The organism is Paraburkholderia sp. IW21 (assembly GCF_041321145.1).
Taxonomy (GTDB): domain Bacteria; phylum Pseudomonadota; class Gammaproteobacteria; order Burkholderiales; family Burkholderiaceae; genus Paraburkholderia.
The window spans coordinates 50007-69544 of sequence record NZ_JBGGWA010000003.1; the positions used below are offsets into that span (position 1 = coordinate 50007).

13 protein-coding genes are annotated in these 19538 nt (G+C 64.9%); 7 read left to right on the forward strand and 6 right to left on the reverse strand.

Features of this window, described 5'->3' with window-relative positions; all coding sequences use genetic code 11:
• Nucleotides 1-7: 7 nt before the first annotated feature.
• From ACAX43_RS07525 to ACAX43_RS07550, 6 genes are all read right to left on the reverse strand, one after another.
• A complete protein-coding gene (locus ACAX43_RS07525; protein WP_370707790.1) occupies nucleotides 8-1351 on the reverse strand; it encodes a BatD family protein in 1344 nt (447 codons plus the stop codon).
• The gene (locus ACAX43_RS07530) at nucleotides 1348-2940 is read right to left on the reverse strand and encodes a VWA domain-containing protein (RefSeq protein ID WP_370707791.1); all 1593 of its coding nucleotides are present in this window, start codon (nucleotides 2938-2940) and stop codon (nucleotides 1348-1350) included. The genes ACAX43_RS07525 and ACAX43_RS07530 overlap by 4 nt, the downstream gene beginning before the upstream one ends.
• Nucleotides 2930-3967, reverse strand: coding sequence for a VWA domain-containing protein (locus tag ACAX43_RS07535; RefSeq protein WP_370707792.1), 1038 nt, complete (start codon nucleotides 3965-3967; stop codon nucleotides 2930-2932). Before ACAX43_RS07535 ends, ACAX43_RS07530 begins: the two co-directional genes overlap by 11 nt.
• A complete protein-coding gene (locus tag ACAX43_RS07540) occupies nucleotides 3954-4484 on the reverse strand; it encodes a DUF4381 domain-containing protein (RefSeq protein ID WP_370707793.1) in 531 nt (176 codons plus the stop codon). Before ACAX43_RS07540 ends, ACAX43_RS07535 begins: the two co-directional genes overlap by 14 nt.
• Nucleotides 4481-5410, reverse strand: a complete 930-nt coding sequence (locus tag ACAX43_RS07545) for a DUF58 domain-containing protein (protein WP_370707794.1) — start codon at nucleotides 5408-5410, stop codon at nucleotides 4481-4483. The genes ACAX43_RS07540 and ACAX43_RS07545 overlap by 4 nt, the downstream gene beginning before the upstream one ends.
• Before the next feature lie 96 nt (nucleotides 5411-5506).
• On the reverse strand, nucleotides 5507-6466 hold the full coding sequence (locus tag ACAX43_RS07550; RefSeq protein ID WP_370707795.1) for an AAA family ATPase: 960 nt from the start codon (nucleotides 6464-6466) through the stop codon (nucleotides 5507-5509).
• A gap of 393 nt (nucleotides 6467-6859) precedes the next feature.
• On the opposite strand from ACAX43_RS07550, the gene ACAX43_RS07555 reads away from it, so the two are divergent.
• The 7 genes from ACAX43_RS07555 to ACAX43_RS07585 all read left to right on the forward strand — a co-directional run bounded on the left by ACAX43_RS07555 (nucleotide 6860) and on the right by ACAX43_RS07585 (nucleotide 19487).
• A complete protein-coding gene (locus ACAX43_RS07555; protein WP_370708300.1) occupies nucleotides 6860-7981 on the forward strand; it encodes a formylglycine-generating enzyme family protein in 1122 nt (373 codons plus the stop codon).
• Between the two features lie 83 nt (nucleotides 7982-8064).
• Nucleotides 8065-9132 (forward strand): HAD family hydrolase, encoded by a 1068-nt coding sequence (locus tag ACAX43_RS07560; protein ID WP_370707796.1) that lies wholly within the window; start codon nucleotides 8065-8067, stop codon nucleotides 9130-9132.
• A gap of 111 nt (nucleotides 9133-9243) precedes the next feature.
• Nucleotides 9244-10926, forward strand: coding sequence for an arylsulfatase (locus ACAX43_RS07565; RefSeq protein ID WP_370707797.1), 1683 nt, complete (start codon nucleotides 9244-9246; stop codon nucleotides 10924-10926).
• Between the two features lie 240 nt (nucleotides 10927-11166).
• Complete coding sequence (locus ACAX43_RS07570) at nucleotides 11167-13692, forward strand: fused MFS/spermidine synthase (RefSeq protein WP_370708301.1); 2526 nt, start codon at nucleotides 11167-11169, stop codon at nucleotides 13690-13692.
• 499 nt (nucleotides 13693-14191) lie between these two features.
• Entirely contained in the window at nucleotides 14192-14767 is a 576-nt protein-coding gene (locus ACAX43_RS07575) for a DUF2760 domain-containing protein (protein WP_370707798.1), read from the forward strand.
• Nucleotides 14764-16614 (forward strand): Hsp70 family protein, encoded by a 1851-nt coding sequence (locus ACAX43_RS07580; protein WP_370707799.1) that lies wholly within the window; start codon nucleotides 14764-14766, stop codon nucleotides 16612-16614. Before ACAX43_RS07575 ends, ACAX43_RS07580 begins: the two co-directional genes overlap by 4 nt.
• A complete protein-coding gene (locus tag ACAX43_RS07585; protein WP_370707800.1) occupies nucleotides 16611-19487 on the forward strand; it encodes an Hsp70 family protein in 2877 nt (958 codons plus the stop codon). Before ACAX43_RS07580 ends, ACAX43_RS07585 begins: the two co-directional genes overlap by 4 nt.
• Nucleotides 19488-19538 lie beyond the last annotated feature (51 nt).

Sequence of the window (19538 nt, forward strand, 5' to 3'; positions counted from 1 at the left end):
AACCGGTTCAATAATTATTGAGCGGCGGAAGCGGGCACATTTCCTCCCGCTGCAACCTTGTCCTTTTCCCAGCCTGCCGCAGCGCGGTTTCCGCATCCTCCCAGCGAAGGTCGGGCGCGGCGGTTCCGGCATAGTGCGCGGTCACAGCCTCGACCAGTTCCGCGACTCCGGCGTCGTCCGCGCGAGGAATGCTTGCCAGCCGTGCCGGATGGCCGAAGTCGCGGGTTCTGTCCATCCAGCGATACAAAGCCGGAATGGTTCGCCGCCAGTCGCCTTGACGTGCAATCGCGCAAAGCCTGCGCCACGCAACGGCGTCGCCTTCGAGGTATCGCTTGTGTACTTCGCTCGCGCCCATCCTCATGCGACGCAAGAACGTTGCGATGCGCACGCGCGCCCACACCACCCCGATAAGGCCCAGCACGATCGCAAAGCCGGCGATCAACTGCCGGCTGTGGATCACGATGATTCTGTGTGGGAAGCCCTGGCTCATCGCATCGACCGGTATATCGAAGAGAGGCTTTTCGTGCGCCGCGGCCGCGGAAAACGTCACGCCCGGCAGCACGATCGTCTCTCTTTTTTGGGTCGCCGTGTTCCACCATTCGATCGTGACCGGCGGCAGTTTGAACCGGCCGTTGTGATCGGCGATATAGGTCACGCTGTCGGTCCGTTCGCCCGCGACCAGACCAACTCGGTCCCGCACGATGTTGCGCGTCGTTGACGGCCTCGCATAACGCTTCAAGCCATCGACCTCCCCTAGGCTCACCGGCGGAATCAGCATCGACTCGGTGCCGGCGGCGCTTTGTGTAATCGTGCGCGTGATCGAATCGCCCACGCGGAGCTGCTGTTTCGGCGGTTCGATTTTTTGCGTGGCCGTGAGTCCGGAGGTCGGAAAGAATGAAGTCATGCCTTGTGCGCCTGGCGGCAAGGTCGTCACGAGTTTCAATGCGGGCGTCATGACTTGCACCGGCGTGTTCGTACCGCCCGGGTAGACGGTGATCGCAAACGGCGCGATGTCATACGTCTTCCCCGCTTGAGGCGCAATGCGGTAGGCCCGGCTCACGCCGAACCAGTGCACCCCGTCGATCTCCTCCGAGAGGTTGTCCGCCTGTTCGTCAGGCAGGCTCACAATCGCGTCGGCAACCGTAAACAGCGGCCAGTTCGGCGCTTCGGTAAACCATGTCGTCGTCAACAGGTCGACGACGAGCTTGACCTCGCTGCCCGCGACGACCGGCCCGGCCGGTTCGAGATGCGCGCGAACCCTAGTCTGAGGCGCGGGATCGGCGAAGGCCGCGGCACTCGCCGAACCGAGCCACGTCACGATGAGCAGAAGCCGCACGAAAACCGCTGTCATGGTGTTGCGGCTCCTTTTGCATCGGATTCCTCTTCAAACCGCTGTTGCAGAAACACCGCCGGCGACGTATTCAGATTGCGCATCCAGACCTCTTCGCTCGGTCGCGGCGCGCCTTCGATCACAACCGAGGTGCCCCGCCCTTTCTTCTTGTCGGTCTGTACCTGATCGGGCGGATCCTCCTCCGGGTCGGCGTCGTCATGCTGGTCTTTCGCAAGCAGCCGTTGCAGATACGCACGATTGGCGGCTGCCTCGCGTAGGGCAGGCTGCAACTGGAGCGCGTTGTCGTACGCCTTGATCGCAGCGGGGTAATCGTCGAGATGCGCCAGTGTATTGCCCATGTAAAAATACGCCGGCGCCGTCTTCAGACGCGAAAAGCTTTCGAGGGCGCCGGCATAGTCACCCGAGAGGTATTGCGCGCGCCCCTTCCACATCGGATCGTCGAAGCGTTGCGCAGCCGCCTTATAGTTGCCGTGCTCGAAATTCCAGCGGCCCTGCTGGTCGTGCGTGGCGAACAGATCGATCCAGCGCCACTCGGCCGCTTGCGCGTGACGGGGAACGGCGCCGAAGGCCAGCGAGATCAGCACCACAGGTAGCCACTTGACGGTCCAGCCCCGCCTGAAACCCCATAGCGCCAGCAGCAGCAACGGCATGACGAGCCAGTAGCCCGTTTCTTTCCAGCGCGGCACGATCTTCGCTTCTTCCACTTGCGCGAGATAGGCCTGCGCACGGTGCTGGACCCACACCACGTCGTCGTCATCCACACGCATGCTGGCGAGCGGAATGCCGGCTTCATTGGCAACCTTGCGGATCGCGTCGGCGTCGAAGGTGCCCATCAGCGGGTGGCCTTCCGGGTCCATGGCAATCATGCCGTCGGGCCCGCGTATCGGGCCACCGTTTTCCGTGCCGACCGCAAGCCAGAGCAGTTGATGCCGGATCGCCCTGGCCTTTTGTACGAACGCGTCCGCCTGATTCGTATCGAAGCCGTCGCTCATGAAAACAATCGTGCCCGCGGCGGGATCGTTGGCCAGAAGCCGCTCGGCCGCATCGAGGCCTGCGGTGGCGTTCTTGCCGTCGCGTGGCATCAACGCGGGCGAAAGCGCCGGCGCATAGAGTTCGAGCATGGTCGGGTCTTCGGTGGGCGGCACGACGAGGTGTCCCGTGGCGGCGAACACAACCAGTCCGGTGCGCGCGCCTTTACGCGCCCTCGCGAGGTCGAGCACCTTCTGTTTGGCGCGCTCCAGCCGCGTGGGCGCCACATCGGTCGCGTCCATCGAGCGGGCGAGTTCCAGCACGACGACAAGTGGCGCCTTGTCCTGATTGAACGGCGGGCGCTCCTGCTGCCAGGTCGGCCCCGCGGCGGCGAGAGCGCCGACGCCGAGCAGCAGCCCCAATGTATGAACCGGCTGAATCACGCGGCGCTTCGTCTCGCCGACGATCAGATGTTCCAGCAACACGGGATCGATGACGTTGCGCCAACGCGCGCGCACGTTGTGGCGGCGCAGCCAGAAAAGCGGCAACAGAATCGCGGGAATCAGCAGCAGCAACCATCCCGGCCTTAAAAAATGGAAGGCCGTCAGATCAATTTCCATGACCGGCCTCCGCGATCTTTGCGCGCGCCGGCGGCGGCTCGCGACGCGGCGCGCGCAACACCGCGGTCAGCAGTGCGAGCACGTGATAGAGCGCAAAAATCGCGACCGCTATCGCGGCCGGCACCCAATAAAAGTCGCGCTGCGGCCGGTAGATTTCGCGCTTCACTTTCTCGGGCGTGAGGGTATCGAGCGCGGCATAGATGTCGACGAGATCCTGCTGGCGCCCGAGAGCGCGAAACGCCCGGCCCCCGGTCATGCTGGACATGCGCGCGAGCGCATCGAGATCGACCTTGTCTTCGCCGGTCGCATCCGGATCGCCGATGCCGATGGTATGGATCACCAGTTTGTGGTCTTTCGCGATTTCGGCTGCGCGCTCGGGCGGAATAGCGCTGCTGGTATCGTTGCCGTCGGTCAGCAGGATCAGCACTTTCTCCTGCGCCGGCGAGCTCGCCATCAGCTTGACGGTCAGCCCGATCGCATCGCCGATGGCGGTACGCGGCCCCGCCATGCCGATCTGCATCTGGTTGAGCAACACCTGCACGGCATCATGATCGAGCGTCAGCGGCGCCTGGGGATAGGCGGCATCGCCGAACACGACAAGGCCGATGCGATCGCCTTTGCGCTTCGCGATGAAATCGGCCACCACCCGTTTAACTGCGCTCAGCCGGTCCATCCGCTCGCCGGCGGCGTTGACGAAGTCGCGCGTGGCCATCGATCCGGACAGGTCGATGGCCAGCATCAGATCGCGCGCGGGTTCTTCGCGCACCACCGGCGCCTCGACGTAGACCGGCTTGGCGGCGGCGATCACGAGCAGCACCCAGAGCGGCGGCATCAGCACGCGTTGCAGCCAGTTGCGGCGCAGCCGCACGCCGCCGGGCGCCGGCTTTTCGCCGGCGGCCTGGGCCATTTCGTGAAAGAACGGGACGCGCACGGCGGAGGCTCTCGTGCGATAAGCCGGCACCAGCCACCACACGAACAGGGGTAGCGGCAGCAGCACGAACATCCACGGAAAATCAAACTTCCACATGATGATGTGCGATCCAGTCGCGTGTGTGGCCGATGAGCGCCGCCGCGTCATCCTCTGAAATAGCGGCGACCTGGGCGGGTGGCGCATAGCTCGCGAGCGCCAGCAGCGCCCCGCTTCTCGCGTCGAAGCGGCCACGCGTGCGGTGCAGAAATGCAAGCCATTCGTCGCCGGTGAGCGCCGCGATCTGCTCGCGCGGCACAACCGCGAGCGAAGTCCGCTTGATCAGACGCGGTATGGCGGCAAGCGCGTTCGCGCGTTGCACGCCATCCGCCTGCGCGGATGCAAGACTGGCTTCGATGCCCGCGAGCTCCGTGAGCGCGACCCGCCGGTAGCGCTGCATCCGGCGGCGGCGCCAGACAAGCCGGATCGCCAGCACGACCACCGCCAGCAGCACGACGCCGACGACAGCCCAACCGATGGTGTGCGGCACGTAAGACACCGCTTCAGGCAACGGCAGTTCCTGCAACGGCTGGAGTTGCCCTGACGAGTCAGGCGGCACAAGCACCGCGCCGCTCATAGGCCGCTCCCCGTGGCAGGCCGGGCACGCTCACCGAACAGGCGCCGCACTTGTGCGACCGCCGGTTCCGCGGTCGACAGCGCCATCAGAGGCACGCCGCTCGAACGCAGCAATTCCGCGACTTCGGCAGTGCGGCCGCTGAACAGGCTCGACAGCGGCGCCCGCACCCGCGCCTGCTCGATCCGCAGTTCGACCTGAAGATGCCCTTCGCTGACCACCAACGCGCGGTGTTCGGGCATCTGTTGCCACAAGGGATCGAAGATCATCGCCGCGACGACGTCGTTGTGCGCCGACAGTTGCCGCAAGAGCCGGCGCGTGCGTTCGCTCGCGCCGGCAAAATCGCTGACGATGCAGATGAGATAGTCGTGGCCCGCCAGTTGAAGCACGCCTTCGAGTGCCGCGTCGAGTTGAGCGTAGTCGGTGCGCGCTTCGCTATCGGCGTGCAGCGCGTTGTTCATCGCCGCCAGCGCGCCGAATAGCACCTTGATCCGGGTGCGGCTGCGCAGCGGCCGCACCCGCACCACGCGGCTGTCGTCGAACAGCACGCCACCGACCCGGTCGCCGGCGCTGAACCCCATCCACACCGCGAGCGCGGCGACTTCAGCGGCAACCACCGACTTGAACGCGCGGCGCGACCCGAAGAACATGCTCATGCGCTGATCGACGACGACCAGCAGCGGCCTGTCACGTTCTTCGGTATAGGCGCGCACCTGAGGTTTGCCCAGGCGCTGCGAGACCTTCCAGTCGATATGACGGACATCGTCGCCAGGCCGATACGCGCGAATTTCTTCGAAATTAAGTCCACGTCCGCGCAGCCGCGATGCATGGCTGCCGGACAGCACGCTCCTGACCGGTGCGGGCGCAACAAAGCTGAGCCCGCGCGCATGAAACTCGAGCTTCGCCAGATACGCTGCGTCGACATACACACTGCCAATTGCAGATTCCGCAGATTCCGCAGATTCGGACACTCCAGCCACGGCGATCCCCCTGCGATGATGCGAAAACGCTGATTGCAATGTCTATCAGGCCGGCACGGCAACCTTTTCGATCAGGCGGTCGACAACCGCGTCCGCGCTGATGTTTTCGGCATTGGCGTCATAAGAGAGGATCAGCCGATGCCGCAGCACCGGATGAACGACGGCGCGCACATCGTCGGGCGTGACGAATGTGCGGTCGGCAAGCCAGGCCTGCACGCGGCTCGCCCGGTCGAGCCCGATCGAGCCGCGCGGGCTCGCACCGATTTCGATCCATTTGCCGAGATCTGCATCGATGTCCTTACCGTGCCGGGTAGCATTGACGAGCGACACAATGTAGTCGTCAATTGCCGGGGCAACCGCAATCCGCCTGATTTCTTCACGCACCGCGAAAATGACGTCTTGTGCGAGAACACCGGGCGCGCCTGCAATGTCGTTGCTTTCACGCCGCAATAACTTCAACATATCGACTTCGCTTTGCGGCGACGGATAACTAATCAGTACTTTAAGAAGAAACCGGTCCATCTGCGCTTCAGGCAATGGATAAGTGCCTTCCTGTTCAATCGGATTCTGGGTTGCCATCACCAGAAAGAGGTCCGGCATTTTATGCGTTTTGCCGGCAACGGAGATCTGCCGCTCTTCCATCGCCTCCAATAATGCGGATTGGACTTTTGCAGGCGCGCGGTTAATTTCATCCGCGAGAATCAGATTGCCGAAGATAGGGCCGGGTTGAAAACCAAGCATTCGCTCCGTGCCGTTTTGCAACAGCGTTTCAGCGCCGGTTATGTCGGACGGCAACAGGTCGGGAGTGAACTGAATGCGGCTCATCGAGGCCGCCAGACGCGTTGCAATGGCCTTGACGGTGCGGGTTTTGGCGAGTCCGGGCAGACTTTCGAGCAGCACGTGGCCGTCCGCGAGAAGCGCGATCAATACCTGCCGGACAACCGCTTGCTGGCCTACTATCGCTTCATTGACGCTTGATTCAAAGCGCATGATAGTTTCGCGCATAGCTCTCGATTTTCCCGATCTATTTCGTGGTTGGACGACGTGGATGCGGATGCCTGCCGCCAGATACGTTAATGCACGACTGCCTTTCCGTCAAAGTTTCACGCATGAATGAAAAAAAGCGTGAAATGTGTTTAAAAAATTGTTAGCCTGCATCTGGCGCATTTCTTACCGACGTAGTTTCGTTATTCCGTATCGCTAAGCTTCTTCTGTGCAAAAGAGAACTGGCCCATGTTTGACTAAAGGGCTGGCAGCTTCATCGGCGTGAGAGAAGAGATGATGAATGTACGAAACCGTGGCGCGGTAAAGGCGGCCCACTCTACCGGCACGCCCTCTGTAACGAAAACACCCGCGACCCGCTATCGCAAGGTGCTGCTTTGGGCAGTACTGCTCGTTATGCTTCCTGCATGCGTCGGTGCGGCGGTCAGTTGGGCCGTCTCTTCGCGCACACCGCCTCATCCGCAAGTTGTCTATGGCGACGGCACGCATGGTCCGCTCGGCATGGCATGGGTTCCCGGCGGACAGTTCCTGATGGGCAGCGACTCGAAACAGGCGCAACCCAACGAGCGTCCCGCCCACCAAGTGCGTGTCCACGGTTTCTGGATGGACCGTCATCACGTGACGAACGCGGAGTTCCGCAAGTTCGTCGAAGCCACCGGCTACGTCACCACGGCAGAGAAGAAGCCCGATTGGGACACCCTGAAAGTGCAATTGCCGCCCGGCACGCCACGTCCGCCCGACAGCGCAATGGTGGCGGGTGCCATGGTGTTCGTCGGCACCAATCATCCCGTGCCGCTGGAAGACTATTCGCAGTGGTGGCGCTATGTGCCCGGCGCGAACTGGCGTCATCCGGGCGGCCCGGACAGCAACATCGTCGGCAAAGACGATCACCCGGTGGTTCAGGTGTCCTACGAAGATGCCGAGGCCTATGCGAAATGGGCCGGCAAGCGCCTGCCCACCGAAGCCGAATGGGAGTTCGCCGCACGTGGCGGTCTCGAACAGGCCACTTATGCATGGGGCAATCAGTTCGCCCCGAACGGCAAGCAGATGGCCAACGTATGGCAAGGCGAGCATCCGCAGTCGTTCCCGGTGGTCAGCCCGAAAGCGGGCGGCGCGCTCGGCACGAGCCCGGTCGGCACCTTTCCCGCCAACGGCTATGGGCTTTCCGACATGACCGGCAACGCGTGGCAATGGGTGGCCGACTGGTATCGCGCCGACCAGTTCCGCCGCGAGGCGGTGAGCACCAGCGTGATCGACAACCCGGTCGGTCCGCGCGATTCGTGGGATCCGGCCGATCAGGGCGTGCCCGTGAACGCACCCAAGCGCGTGACGCGCGGCGGCTCGTTTCTTTGCAATGAAGACTACTGCCTGAGCTACCGGCCGAGCGCGCGGCGCGGCACCGACCCCTACAACAGCATGTCGCATCTCGGTTTCCGGCTGGTGATGGACGAAGGCACCTGGAAGGAACCCCTCGCACGTCAGGCGTCGGCCCGCGCTGCCGGCGCCGACGGCAGCTAGCGCGCCTCGTTCCTTCGCGCTGTATACGTCCCCTCTGCGGTTCGGGGGCGATCATCGAATGGTGCAATCAAAACGGAGGTTGGATGCAATCGCGTTGCCAACTGAGTGGGTCGAGGCGTGCCGCTGGTTTGATGGGGGCGGTGTTCGGCGCCGTGCTGGTCGCGCTGTGTGTCGCCGGTTGCGCGGCGCCCGGCGGCACCAGCGCAACGCCCCCGGCCGCAGTCAGTCCGGCCGCCGCGTTACCGTCCTGGCGCGACGGACCAGCCAAACAGACGATCGAGAAATTCGTCGCCGATGTCACCCGTGAAGGCTCGCCTGACTTTGTGCCGCCGGCCGAACGCATCGCCGTATTCGACAACGACGGCACGCTATGGAGCGAGCAGCCGCTCTATTTCCAGTTCGTCTTCATGCTCGACCAGGTGAAGGCTGCGGCGCCGAAGCATCCTGAGTGGAAGACCAATCCGGCCTTCAAGGCGCTGGCCGCCAAAAACTACGGCGTGCTGGCGAGCCAGCAGAAGCAGTTGCTGCAACTGGTCGCTGTCGCCAACAGCGGCATGACGGTGGACGACTATGACAAGACGATCCGCGACTGGCTGGCCACCGCCCGTCACCCGAAATTCAACCGCCCCTACACCGAGCTCGTGTATCAGCCGCAGCTGGAACTGCTCGCTTATCTGCGCGCCAACGGCTTCAAGACCTTCATCGTCTCGGGCGGCACCATTGAGTTCATGCGTCCGTGGGTCGAGAAAGCGTATGGCATTCCGCCTGAGCAGGTGATCGGCTCCAGCCAGCTCGTGCAGTACCAGCTGCGCGACGGTCAGGCGGCACTGGTGCGCCAGCCGAAAATCGATTTCGTCGATGACGGTCCCGGCAAACCGGTCGGCATCTATCGCAACATCGGTCGCAAGCCCATTCTCGCATTCGGCAATTCCGACGGCGATCTGCAGATGCTTCAGTACACAGTCTCCGGCAGCGGCCCGCACCTCGCATTGCTGGTGCATCACGACGACGCCGTGCGCGAATTCGCCTACGACCGCACCTCGAAGATCGGCAAGCTCGATCGCGCATGGGACGAAGCGATCACCGACGGCTGGACCGTGATCAGCATGAAGGACGACTGGCAAACCATCTACCCCGCGCCGAAGCAATAGAACGGATGCGGGAGAGCGCGAGCCGCGCGTATCAGGCGGCCGCTACGAGGCAACCTGGGCACGAGGAGCGTGCAACGGGTGAACCGAAGTCAACTCCATTGGAGCGACACGATGAGAATGTTCCTGCGAAAGGGGCGCTACGCAGCCGGGGCGACAGTCATCGCCCTCGCCGCGTTCAGCGCGTTGATTCTTCCTTCCATCAACGCGCCCGCGCAGACTCAGCCGCCGCCCAAACCGGCGGCGGCGAACCCGCCCCCACCTGCCGCCAAAAACTCGGCAAAGCCCAACATTCTCGTGATTTTCGGCGATGACATCGGGCAGGCGAATATCAGCGCCTACACGCGCGGCGTGGTCGGCTACAAGACGCCGAACATCGATCGCGTTGCAAACGAAGGGATGATCTTTACGGACTACTACGCTGAGAACAGCTGTACGGCGGGGCGTTCGTCCTTCATCACCGGGCAGACGCCGTTGCGTACCGGGCTCTCCAAGGTCGGCGCGCCTGGCGCACCGGTCGGCCTGCAGAAGACCGACATCACGATCGCCCAGGCGCTCAAACCGCTCGGCTATGCGACCGGCCAGTTCGGCAAGAACCATCTTGGCGACAAGAACGAGTACCTGCCGACCAACCACGGTTTCGACGAGTTCTATGGCAACCTGTACCACCTGAATGCCGAGGAAGAACCCGAGCGTCCCTACTGGCCGAAGGACAAGAACGACCCGTATGTGAAGAACTTCTCGCCACGCGGGGTGATTCATAGCACCTCGGACGGCAAGGTGCAGGATACCGGCCCGCTGACGGCCAAACGCATGGAGACCATCGACGACGAAACCGGTGCGCACGCGGAAGAATTCATCCGCAAGCAGGTCAAGAACGGCACGCCTTTCTTCGTCTGGATGAACTACACGCGCATGCACGTCTTCACGCACGTGCGGCCTGAATTCAGAGGCAAGAGCGGCATGCCCGGCAACGAATATGCCGACGGCATGTGGGAGCACGATCAGGACGTGGGCAAACTGCTCAAGCTGCTGGACGACCTGAAAATCGCCAGCAACACCATCGTCATCTACACGACCGACAACGGGCCGAATCAGTTCTCGTGGCCGGACGCGGCGACCACCCCCTTCCGCAGCGAGAAAGACTCCAACTGGGAAGGCGCGTTTCGCGTGCCGGCCATGGTGCGATGGCCGGGGCATATCAAGGCGGGAGAAGTGTCGAACGAGATGTTCTCGGGGCTCGACTGGTTCCCGACGCTGCTCGCCGCGGCAGGCGATACCGGCATCAAGGACCGGCTCCTGAAAGGATGGGCGCCCAAGGCGGGCGGTGCGAGTTTCAAGAATCACCTCGACGGCTATAACCAGCTCCCGTTCCTGACCGGACAGACCACCAAGGACCCACGAACCGAGTTCTATTATTTCGACGACGACGGCGATCTGGTGGCAATGCGCTGGGATCAGGACGGCAATGCCTGGAAGGCGGTCTTCTGCGAGCAGCGCGCCAAGGGCAACCTGAACATCTGGCAGGACCCGCTTGTCTGCCTGCGTCTGCCCAAGCTATTCAACCTGCGCATGGATCCCTATGAACGCGCGGACATCACGTCGGACCAGTACAACGACTGGGTAACGAGGAACGTCTACCTGAACGGCATCGCCACACTGAAAGCGTCGGCGTTCCTGCAGACCTTCGTCAACTATCCGCCGAGCCAGCGGCCCGCGAGCTTCAGCGTGGACGGCGTGCGCAGGCAGGTCGACAGGAAGATCGACGAGTCCTTCAAGAAGCGCGGACTTGAGTAAAGCGTAGTGTCGTTGCGCCGGCCGGCCCGTGCCGGCCGGCGGTGTGAACCGCTTCGAGCCGATCGAAGCGGTTCACACCGCCGCAACGCAATTTATCCGATGACCCAAACGCTGGCCGACCCTGTCAAAAGCACACGCCGTGAGCGCCGTGCACATGAACGCGCACAGCGTCGCGCCGATACACACGAGCACGAACCGCTCGGCGAAGCCGCTACCCCAACCTTGTCGATCGCCTGGCCGATGCTGCTTCTGTTCGCATCGGGTGCCGCGTCGCTGATTTACCAGGTCTTGTGGATCAAGCAGCTCGCGCTGGTGGTCGGCGTCGAGGTGCAAGCCGTTACCACTGGCGTCAGCGCCTTTTTTGCCGGCCTTGCAGTGGGCGGCTGGCTCTTCGGCAGGCTGGCCGACCGGTTAGCACGACCATTGCGCCTGTACGCGCTGCTCGAAGCCGGGGTGCTGTTGCTGGCCGTCGGCGGCACGTGGATGCTGCCACGGGCGGCGGCGCCGTTCGCGTTGCTACAGGATCACGTCGGGCCATTCGCGTGGGCCTTGCCCTTTGCACTGGTCGGGCTGCCTGCCGTGCTGATGGGCGGTACGCTGCCGGTGCTGATGCGTGCGTTGCGTCCCGCCGCTGCTCGTGTAGGGCGCCTCGGCGCCCGCCTGTACGCGGCCAATACGGCCGGTGCGATTGCCGGCACGCTGGCTGCGAGCTTTGTTCTGATTCCGTGGCTCGGCGTTCAGGGCAGCGCGTGGGCCGCCGCCGCGCTGAATGCCGTCGCAGCGCTCAGCGCCGCGCTTCTCGGCCGCGTGAATCCGCCCTTGGTGCCGGGGACCGAATCGGCCGCCCTGGCGCACGTTCCGACGGACAGCGCACGCGAAGCGGCCGCCCTGCCCGCCGCGAACAACACCGCGCACGCCACGCCCGCCTCGAAGGCTCGCCTCGCACTCGTGCTTTACGCGATCGCCGGCGGCGTCGCTTTGGGTTACGAGGTGGTGTGGTCGCAGGTGATCGTCCAGTTCATCAGCACGCGCAGCTTTGCCTTCGCCGTGGTGCTGGCCACTTATCTGCTGGGCCTCTCGCTCGGCAGCGCGCTGGCATCGCGCTACGTCGACCGGGTGCGCGATCCGTGGGGCGCGTTTGCGGTGCTGATCGCATCGGCCGGACTGGTCGCGTTGCTGGAGATCGCCGTCCTCGGCGGCTGGTTGCCGCATTGGCAAAGCCTTGCGCGAGAAGCCGTGCTCGGTGTCACGGGCAGCCTGCTGACGGCCATGTGCGCCAGCTTCGCGGTGGCGGCCATGTGCGTTGTCCTCGTCCCTACCCTGTTGTTAGGCGCCGCATTCCCCTTCGCGTTGCGTCTTAACGTGGACAACCGGCACACAGGGCGTGACGTGGGCACGGTGGTGGCGCTCAATACGGCTGGCGGCATCGCCGGCACCCTGCTCGCGGGTTTCGTGCTCGTGCCGAAGCTGGGTCTCGTTCACGCACTCGCCGCGCTTGCCGTCCTCGCGGGCGTATTGAGTCTGATCGCCGTGCTACGCGGATCGGACGTGCGGCCGGTCGCGCGCTGGAGCGTCCCCGTTCTCGCCGCACTGACTTTGGTCACGGTGGTGCTGACGCCGTCCGACCGGCTCGCCACCCTGCTCGCCGAGGCACGTGGGGGCACCCTGAACTTCTACGAAGAAAGTGCGGGCGGCACGGTCGCGGTAGTCGAACAGAACGCGGGCCAAAGGCACTTCCGGCGCCTTTATATCCAGGGCGTCTCCAACTCCGGCGACACGATGACGTCGCTGCGATATATGCGTCTGCAAGCGCTGCTGCCCTTGATCATCCACCGTGAGGCGCCGCGTACGGCGCTGGTGATCGGGCTCGGCACCGGGATTACCGGCGGGGCGCTGTTGACCTGGCCGGGGTTGGATAAACGCGTGGTCGCCGAACTGTTGCCGGCGGTGGTGCGCGCCGCACCGCAGTTCAAAGGCAACTACAACATGAGCACCGATCCGCGGATGGACATCCGGCAGCGCGACGGTCGGCGCGAACTGTTGCACAACGCCGAACGCTACGACCTCATTACGCTGGAGCCGCCGCCACCGTCCGCTGCGGGCGTCGTCAATCTGTACTCGACGGATTTCTACCGGCTGGCGGCGTCACGTTTGCAGCCGGGCGGCATCGTCGCGCAATGGCTGCCGCTGCCCACGCAAAACGAAGAGGACACACGCTCGCTGATCCAGAGCTTCATCCAGGTGTTTCCTCACGCCACGTTGTGGACGACCGAGTTGCACGAGATGATGCTGGTCGGTTCGATGCAGGCGCTTGAACTGGACGTGCCGCGTATCGAGGCGCGCTTTGCTCAACCGGAGGTCGCGGCGTCGTTGCGCGAAGTTGGCATTGCATCGCCGGCGGCCCTGCTGGCTACATGGATCACCGATCGCGCCGGCCTCGAGTACTACGCCGCCGACGCCCAGCCGGTCACGGACGACCAGCCTCGCATTGAGTATGCGACGTGGGTCCGCCGCGCCGCGTTCCCTACGACGCTGACGCACCTGCTGGCGCTTCGCACCGAGCCGCCGTTGCAGGCTGCCGACGACGCGTTCCGCGCCGCCGTGGAGCACTCGCGCAGTGCCTTGCAGAGCTTCTACACAGCTGGCCTGGACGCCTACAGAGGCGACCGCGATGCCTGGGCACGGAACCTCGGCAATGTTCTGCGCATGGACCCGGGCAACGCTTATTACCGATGGCTGATCGGCGACGATCGTCAGGCACCCTGAGCCCGCAGGGCAAGCAGCAACCGTTCTGCGCCGATGCCGAATGGTGAACACGCTGCTGTACTCCGCGGGTCTCTTTGCAAGCCGTACCGCTTGATCAGCGCCGCCGGGCCCCATGCATCCGGGGTTTCCGGCAAGCCGCATCACGCCGAAATTGCAGGCGCTTATCGACCTGGTACCGACCGAATTCGGGCCGGCCGCCGCGTGAAATCACGCGCTGGGCATCGCCTGAAAGCACCCGCCGCCACCCGCCAATTTCCACCCGTTGACCGCTAGAATTGCCGGCTTTGCCCGCTTCGGGCGCGCCACAAGGCAAAATACGGGTTTGCGCGTGCAAAGCGCGCCGCAAGATTCGATGAATTCGACCTCGGCGGCATGCTTGCCGCCGACTTTCGCCCAGACGCATGACGACGGCCCAGCAAGCCAATCAGGCACGTTGGGCCCATCGCGTGCGGCGCAGCCAGGACAGCTCGTCCTTTAAGAGAGCCCCTCAGGAGCATTTATGACCGACTCGAACCCGTCTTTCCTCGGCAGAATTTCACTTGCCGTCAGCACGTTTTTCAGCATCCTCGGCGACGGCGAATTCGCCGCCGGGGTGCTGCGTCTGCGTAATGGCGACGCCGCTGCCGCGAGCGCGGCGCCCGCGCCTGCAACGCCACCTGCCCCTGCGCCGCAGCCGGCGCCGATCCTGAAGGAAGCGAGCCCCGACGCCGCGCTTCAGTTGCTCGGCCTGCTGCAACGCGACGCACGCTTCATCGACTTCGTCGAAGAAGACATCAAGGGCTATAGCGACGCCGACATCGGCGCCGCCGCGCGCCTCGTCCACGACGGCTGCCGCGCAACGTTGCGCGAGCATTTCACGATCCGCCCGGTGCGCGACGAAGCCGAAGGCAGCCGGGTGACGCTGGCCGAAGGCTTCGACGCCACCTCGATTCGCCTGACCGGCAACGTCGTCGGCCAGGCGCCGTTCAACGGCAGCATCAGCCACCGCGGCTGGCGTGTCGACGAAGTGCGTCTGCCGAAGCTGACCGGCAGCCATAACGCCAAGGTGATCGCACCGGCGGAGGTGGAGCTATGAGCGACGCACGCTTTTCGATCGGCATCGACCTGGGCACCACGCACTGCGCGCTGTCCTACGTGGACACCGCGGCCAGCGATGGCGAAAAGACCGCCCACGGCGTGCTGCCGATCGTGCAACTCACCGGCCCCGGCGCGATCGACAACCTCGATCTGCTGCCCTCGTTCCTCTACCTCCCGCATCCCGACGAACTCGCGTCGGGCGACCTGTACCTGCCGTGGACCGGCCAGCGCGAATTCGCGGTCGGCGAGTTCGCCCGCAGCCGCGGCGCGGCCACGCCGATCCGCCTCGTGTCGAGCGCCAAGAGCTGGTTGTGCCATCCGGGTGTCGACCGCCGCGCGGCGATTCTGCCCAACGACGCGCCGCCTGAAGTGGCGCGCGTCTCGCCGCTCGAAAGCTCGGTGCGCTATCTGACCCACTTGCGCGAAGCGTGGGACCACGCGCATCCGGAGGCGCCGTTCAGCCAGCAGGACATCACGGTGACGATTCCCGCGTCGTTCGATCCGGCCGCCCGCGAGCTGACCGCCGAAGCCGCCGAGGCTGCCGGTTACGGTCGCATGACGTTGCTCGAAGAACCCCAGGCCGCGCTGTATAGCTGGATTCAAAAAAGCGGCGGCCAGTGGCGCAAGCAGGTCAAGATCGGCGACATCATCCTCGTGGTCGATGTGGGCGGCGGGACCACCGACCTCTCGCTGATCGCCGTGATCGAGCGCGACGGCAATCTCGAACTGCATCGCGTCGCGGTCGGCGAACACATTCTGCTGGGCGGCGACAACATGGATCTCGCGCTCGCGCACGGGGTGGCACGCAAGCTCGCCGCGCTTGGCACCCAGGCCGACGCCTGGCAACTGCGCGCCCTCACCTATGCATGCCGCTCGGCGAAAGAAACGCTGCTCAGCGATCCCACCACCGACACCGTGCCGCTCGTCGTGCCAAGCCGCGGTTCGAAACTGATCGGCGGGTCGATCCGTACCGAGCTGACGCGCGCCGAACTGACCCAGACCATCCTCGAAGGCTTCTTCCCGCACGTGGAGAGCGCGGCCCGTCCGGTAAGCCGTGCGCGCGCCGGTCTGACGCAACTCGGCCTGCCGTATGCGCAGGACGCGGGCATCACGCGGCATCTGGCGGCCTTCCTCGGCCGTCAGGTCGGCGCGCTGGCCGAACTCGAAGGCTTGCGCGATATCGCCACTGCGGACGGCGCGACCTTTCTGCACCCCACGGCAGTGCTGTTCAACGGCGGCGTGTTCAAGTCGCCGCTGCTGGTCGAGCGCATCATGGGCACGCTCAATAACTGGCTCGCCGCTGAAGGCGCGCCGCAAGCACGCCTGCTCGAAGGCGCCGATCTCGACCTTGCGGTCGCGCGCGGCGCTGCGTATTACGGCTATGTGCGGCGCGGCAAGGGCGTGCGTATTCGTGGCGGCACGGCACGCGCGTACTACATCGCGATCGAATCGGCGATGCCGGCGGTCCCCGGTCTCGAACCGCCCGTGCAGGCGCTGTGCGTCGCACCGTTCGGCATGGAGGAAGGCACGGATGCCGAGTTGCCGGCGCAGGAGTTCGGGCTCGTCGTCGGCGAGCCGGTGCACTTCCGCTTCTTCGGATCGTCGGTGCGTCGTCAGGATCAGGTCGGCACGCTGCTCGACTTCTGGAGCCCCGAGGAATTGCAGGAACTGGAGGAAATCCAGGCGACGCTGCCATCCGCCGGCCGCACCGCCGGTGAAGTCGTGCCCGTGAAGCTGCATGCGCGCGTCACCGAAGCCGGCACGCTCGAACTCGAAGCCATGCCGCGCGGCACCGACGAACACTGGAAGGTCGAATTCGACGTGCGCGGCAGCGCCCATGCATGAGTGCGATGAAGCGCTACAGCGTCGGCATTGACCTCGGCACCAGCAACACGGTGCTCGCCTATGCCGCGGCGGGCGAACCCGCGGCGGGCAATCCCGCGACGGGGTCGCGGGAGATTCGCGTCTTCGAGATCGATCAGCTGGTGAGTCTCGGCGAGGTGGCGGCGCGGCCGCTGCTGCCGTCGGTGCGCTATCAGGCGGCGCCGGGCGAACTGAGCGCGGGCGATCTGCACTTGCCCTGGCGGGTTGCAGATCATTCGACCGATAGCGCGGACAGTCAGCCGGTGGTGATCGGCCGGCTCGCTCGCGCGCTCGGCGGCCAGGTACCGGGACGGCTGGTGGCGAGCGCGAAGAGCTGGCTGTCCCATGCATCCGTCGACCGTACCGCGCCGATCCTGCCGTGGGGCGCCGCCGACGATGTCCGCAAGGTCTCGCCGGTCGAAGCCAGCGCGAGCTATCTGGCGCACGTGCGAGCGGCCTGGAATCAGCGCTTTCCGGAGGCGCGGCTCGAAGATCAGGACGTCGTGCTGACGGTGCCGGCTTCCTTCGACGAAGGCGCGCGAGCGTTGACGGTGGAAGCGGCGCGTAGGGCGGGCCTGCCCACCTTAAGACTGCTGGAAGAACCGCAGGCCGCGTTCTACGATTGGCTGTTTCATCATCGGGAGCGCCTTTCGGCTGAACTCGCGGACACACGGCTCGTACTGATCTGCGACGTGGGCGGCGGCACCACCGACCTCACGCTGATCGAAGTCCACATGCGTGACGGCGAGCCGGAGCTCACGCGCATCGGCGTGGGCAACCATCTGATGCTCGGCGGCGACAACATGGATCTCGCGCTCGCACATCTAGTCGAGGCGCGTTTGCCGCAAGCCGGTGGCGAACGGACGCGGTTGTCGGCGGCGAGTCTGTCGCAACTGGTCGAGCGCTGCCGCGGCGCGAAGGAACAACTGCTCGGCCCGCAAGCGCCGGAGTCGGCTTCGATCACGCTGCTCGGCGCGGGCTCGAAGCTGATCGGCGGCGCGCGTACCGCGCAGGTCACGCGTGAGGAAATCGAGCAGATCATCGTCGACGGATTCTTTCCGGCGGTCGCCTCGAACGAACGGCCCGGAAGGCCGCGTGGGGCGATCGTCGAGTTCGGCCTGCCCTATGCCACCGATGCGGCAGTCACGCGGCATATCGCGGCCTTTCTGAGCCGCTTCGCGACGCAGTCGCGTCAAGCGCTGGGCTCTGCGGACGCGGGCGAAGGTCAAGACGCGCCTTTGCCAATGCCCGACACGCTGCTTTTGAACGGCGGCGTGTTCCGTGCCAAAGCGTTGACGGAACGTCTGTCCAGCACCCTGGGCGCATGGCGCGGCGAACCGCTCAACGTTCTGCACAACGACAATCCCGACGTCGCCGTGGCGCGCGGCGCGGTCGCCTATGCCCTCGCCCGCGCCGGCCACGCGCCGAAAATCGGTGGCGGCTCGGCGCGCAGTTACTTCCTGGTGCTCGACGCAACCAGCGGCGGCGAGCAGGACACCGAACCATCGCCACGGGGCATTTGCCTGCTGCCGCGCGGCACCGAAGAAGGCCACGAGATTCTCATCGAGGACCGCACGTTCGCGCTGCGCCTCGGCCATCCCGTGCGCTTTCACCTGGCCTCCACGAGCGCGGACACGGTCTATCGACCCGGCGAACTGGCGGACCTCGCGCAAGGCGATTTCATTCGCCTGCCGCCCATCGCGACGATCGTGCAATCGCGTGGTGCGAGCACCGCACGCGAAACAGCGGTGCGGATCGCGACATCGCTCACGGAAGTGGGCACGCTCGACGTGCATTGCATCGAGCTCGACAATCCCGCGCAACGCTGGCTGCTCGAATTCCAGTTGCGCCGTGAAGACGCGCAGGTGAATCTGTCGGCCGGTGAAGGTCACGCCCGGCACCCCGCGCTCGACGAAGCGATCGACCATATCGATCGCAGTTTCGGCTCGCGCGCGCAAAATGTCGGCCCTAAAGAAGTCAAACGGCTGCGCTCGCAACTCGAACACCTGCTCGGGCCACGCGAAAGCTGGAACAGCGCGCTGCTGCGCGAACTGTTCGGCGCGCTGTGGGAACGCGCGCGCCGTCGGCGGCGTTCGGCGGATCACGAACGGCTGTGGCTGAATCTGGCCGGTTATTGCGTCAGACCTGGCTTCGGTTATCCGCTCGACGAATGGCGCGTCGAGCAACTCTGGTCGCTCTTCGACGACGGTATTCAGTACGTCAACGAAAGCCAGGTCTGGTCGGAGTGGTGGACGTTATGGCGCCGCGCCGCGGGCGGCCTCGACGAAAGCGCGCAACTGCGCGTGCTCGACGCGATGGCGTATCTGCAAACGGCCGCGCAATCGCGTCACAAGCTCCCGTTCGACGTGGCGAAAACGGGCTTTACCGACATGGTCCGCCTGAGCGCGTCGCTCGAACGCATCCCGGTTGAACGCAAGATCGAACTTGGCGAATCGGTGCTCACGCGGCTGAAGAAACCTGCTGAAAATCATCAGAGCTGGTGGGCGGTGGGCCGCATCGGCGCACGGCGGCCGTTCTATGGCAGCGCGCATGGCGTCGTGCCGCCGGAGGTCGCAGCGCGTTGGCTGAACACGATCCTCGCGCTCGACTGGAAGAAGGTCGACCCCGCGGCATTCGCTGCCGTGCAGATCGCCCGCATGACCGGCGACCGCACGCGCGAGTTGCCCGAGGACGTGCGCCAGGCGGTGGTGCGCAAGCTCGAAGCAACCAATGCACCGCGTGCGTGGATCACAATGGTCAGCGAGACTGTCGAGCTCGACAATGCCGACGAAGGCCGCGTGTTCGGCGAGTCGCTGCCCGCGGGGCTGAAGCTGATAGTGGCAACGAACAGTTAAACAGACCCGTGCAGCCCGCCATGACGCAACCCGGATCTTTCGCCCCGCAGC

Bases quoted from the DNA above. Each gene is read 5' to 3' on its own strand.
- ACAX43_RS07525 (WP_370707790.1), bottom strand. From the start codon at position 1,351: ATGACAGCGGTTTTCGTGCGGCTTCTGCTCATCGTGACGTGGCTCGGT.
- ACAX43_RS07530 (WP_370707791.1), bottom strand. From the start codon at position 2,940: ATGGAAATTGATCTGACGGCCTTCCATTTTTTAAGGCCGGGATGGTTG.
- ACAX43_RS07535 (WP_370707792.1), bottom strand. From the start codon at position 3,967: ATGTGGAAGTTTGATTTTCCGTGGATGTTCGTGCTGCTGCCGCTACCC.
- ACAX43_RS07540 (WP_370707793.1), bottom strand. From the start codon at position 4,484: ATGAGCGGCGCGGTGCTTGTGCCGCCTGACTCGTCAGGGCAACTCCAG.
- ACAX43_RS07550 (WP_370707795.1), bottom strand. From the start codon at position 6,466: ATGCGCGAAACTATCATGCGCTTTGAATCAAGCGTCAATGAAGCGATA.
- ACAX43_RS07555 (WP_370708300.1), top strand. From the start codon at position 6,860: ATGCTTCCTGCATGCGTCGGTGCGGCGGTCAGTTGGGCCGTCTCTTCG.
- ACAX43_RS07560 (WP_370707796.1), top strand. From the start codon at position 8,065: ATGCAATCGCGTTGCCAACTGAGTGGGTCGAGGCGTGCCGCTGGTTTG.
- ACAX43_RS07565 (WP_370707797.1), top strand. From the start codon at position 9,244: ATGAGAATGTTCCTGCGAAAGGGGCGCTACGCAGCCGGGGCGACAGTC.
- ACAX43_RS07570 (WP_370708301.1), top strand. From the start codon at position 11,167: ATGCTGCTTCTGTTCGCATCGGGTGCCGCGTCGCTGATTTACCAGGTC.
- ACAX43_RS07575 (WP_370707798.1), top strand. From the start codon at position 14,192: ATGACCGACTCGAACCCGTCTTTCCTCGGCAGAATTTCACTTGCCGTC.
- ACAX43_RS07580 (WP_370707799.1), top strand. From the start codon at position 14,764: ATGAGCGACGCACGCTTTTCGATCGGCATCGACCTGGGCACCACGCAC.
- ACAX43_RS07585 (WP_370707800.1), top strand. From the start codon at position 16,611: ATGAGTGCGATGAAGCGCTACAGCGTCGGCATTGACCTCGGCACCAGC.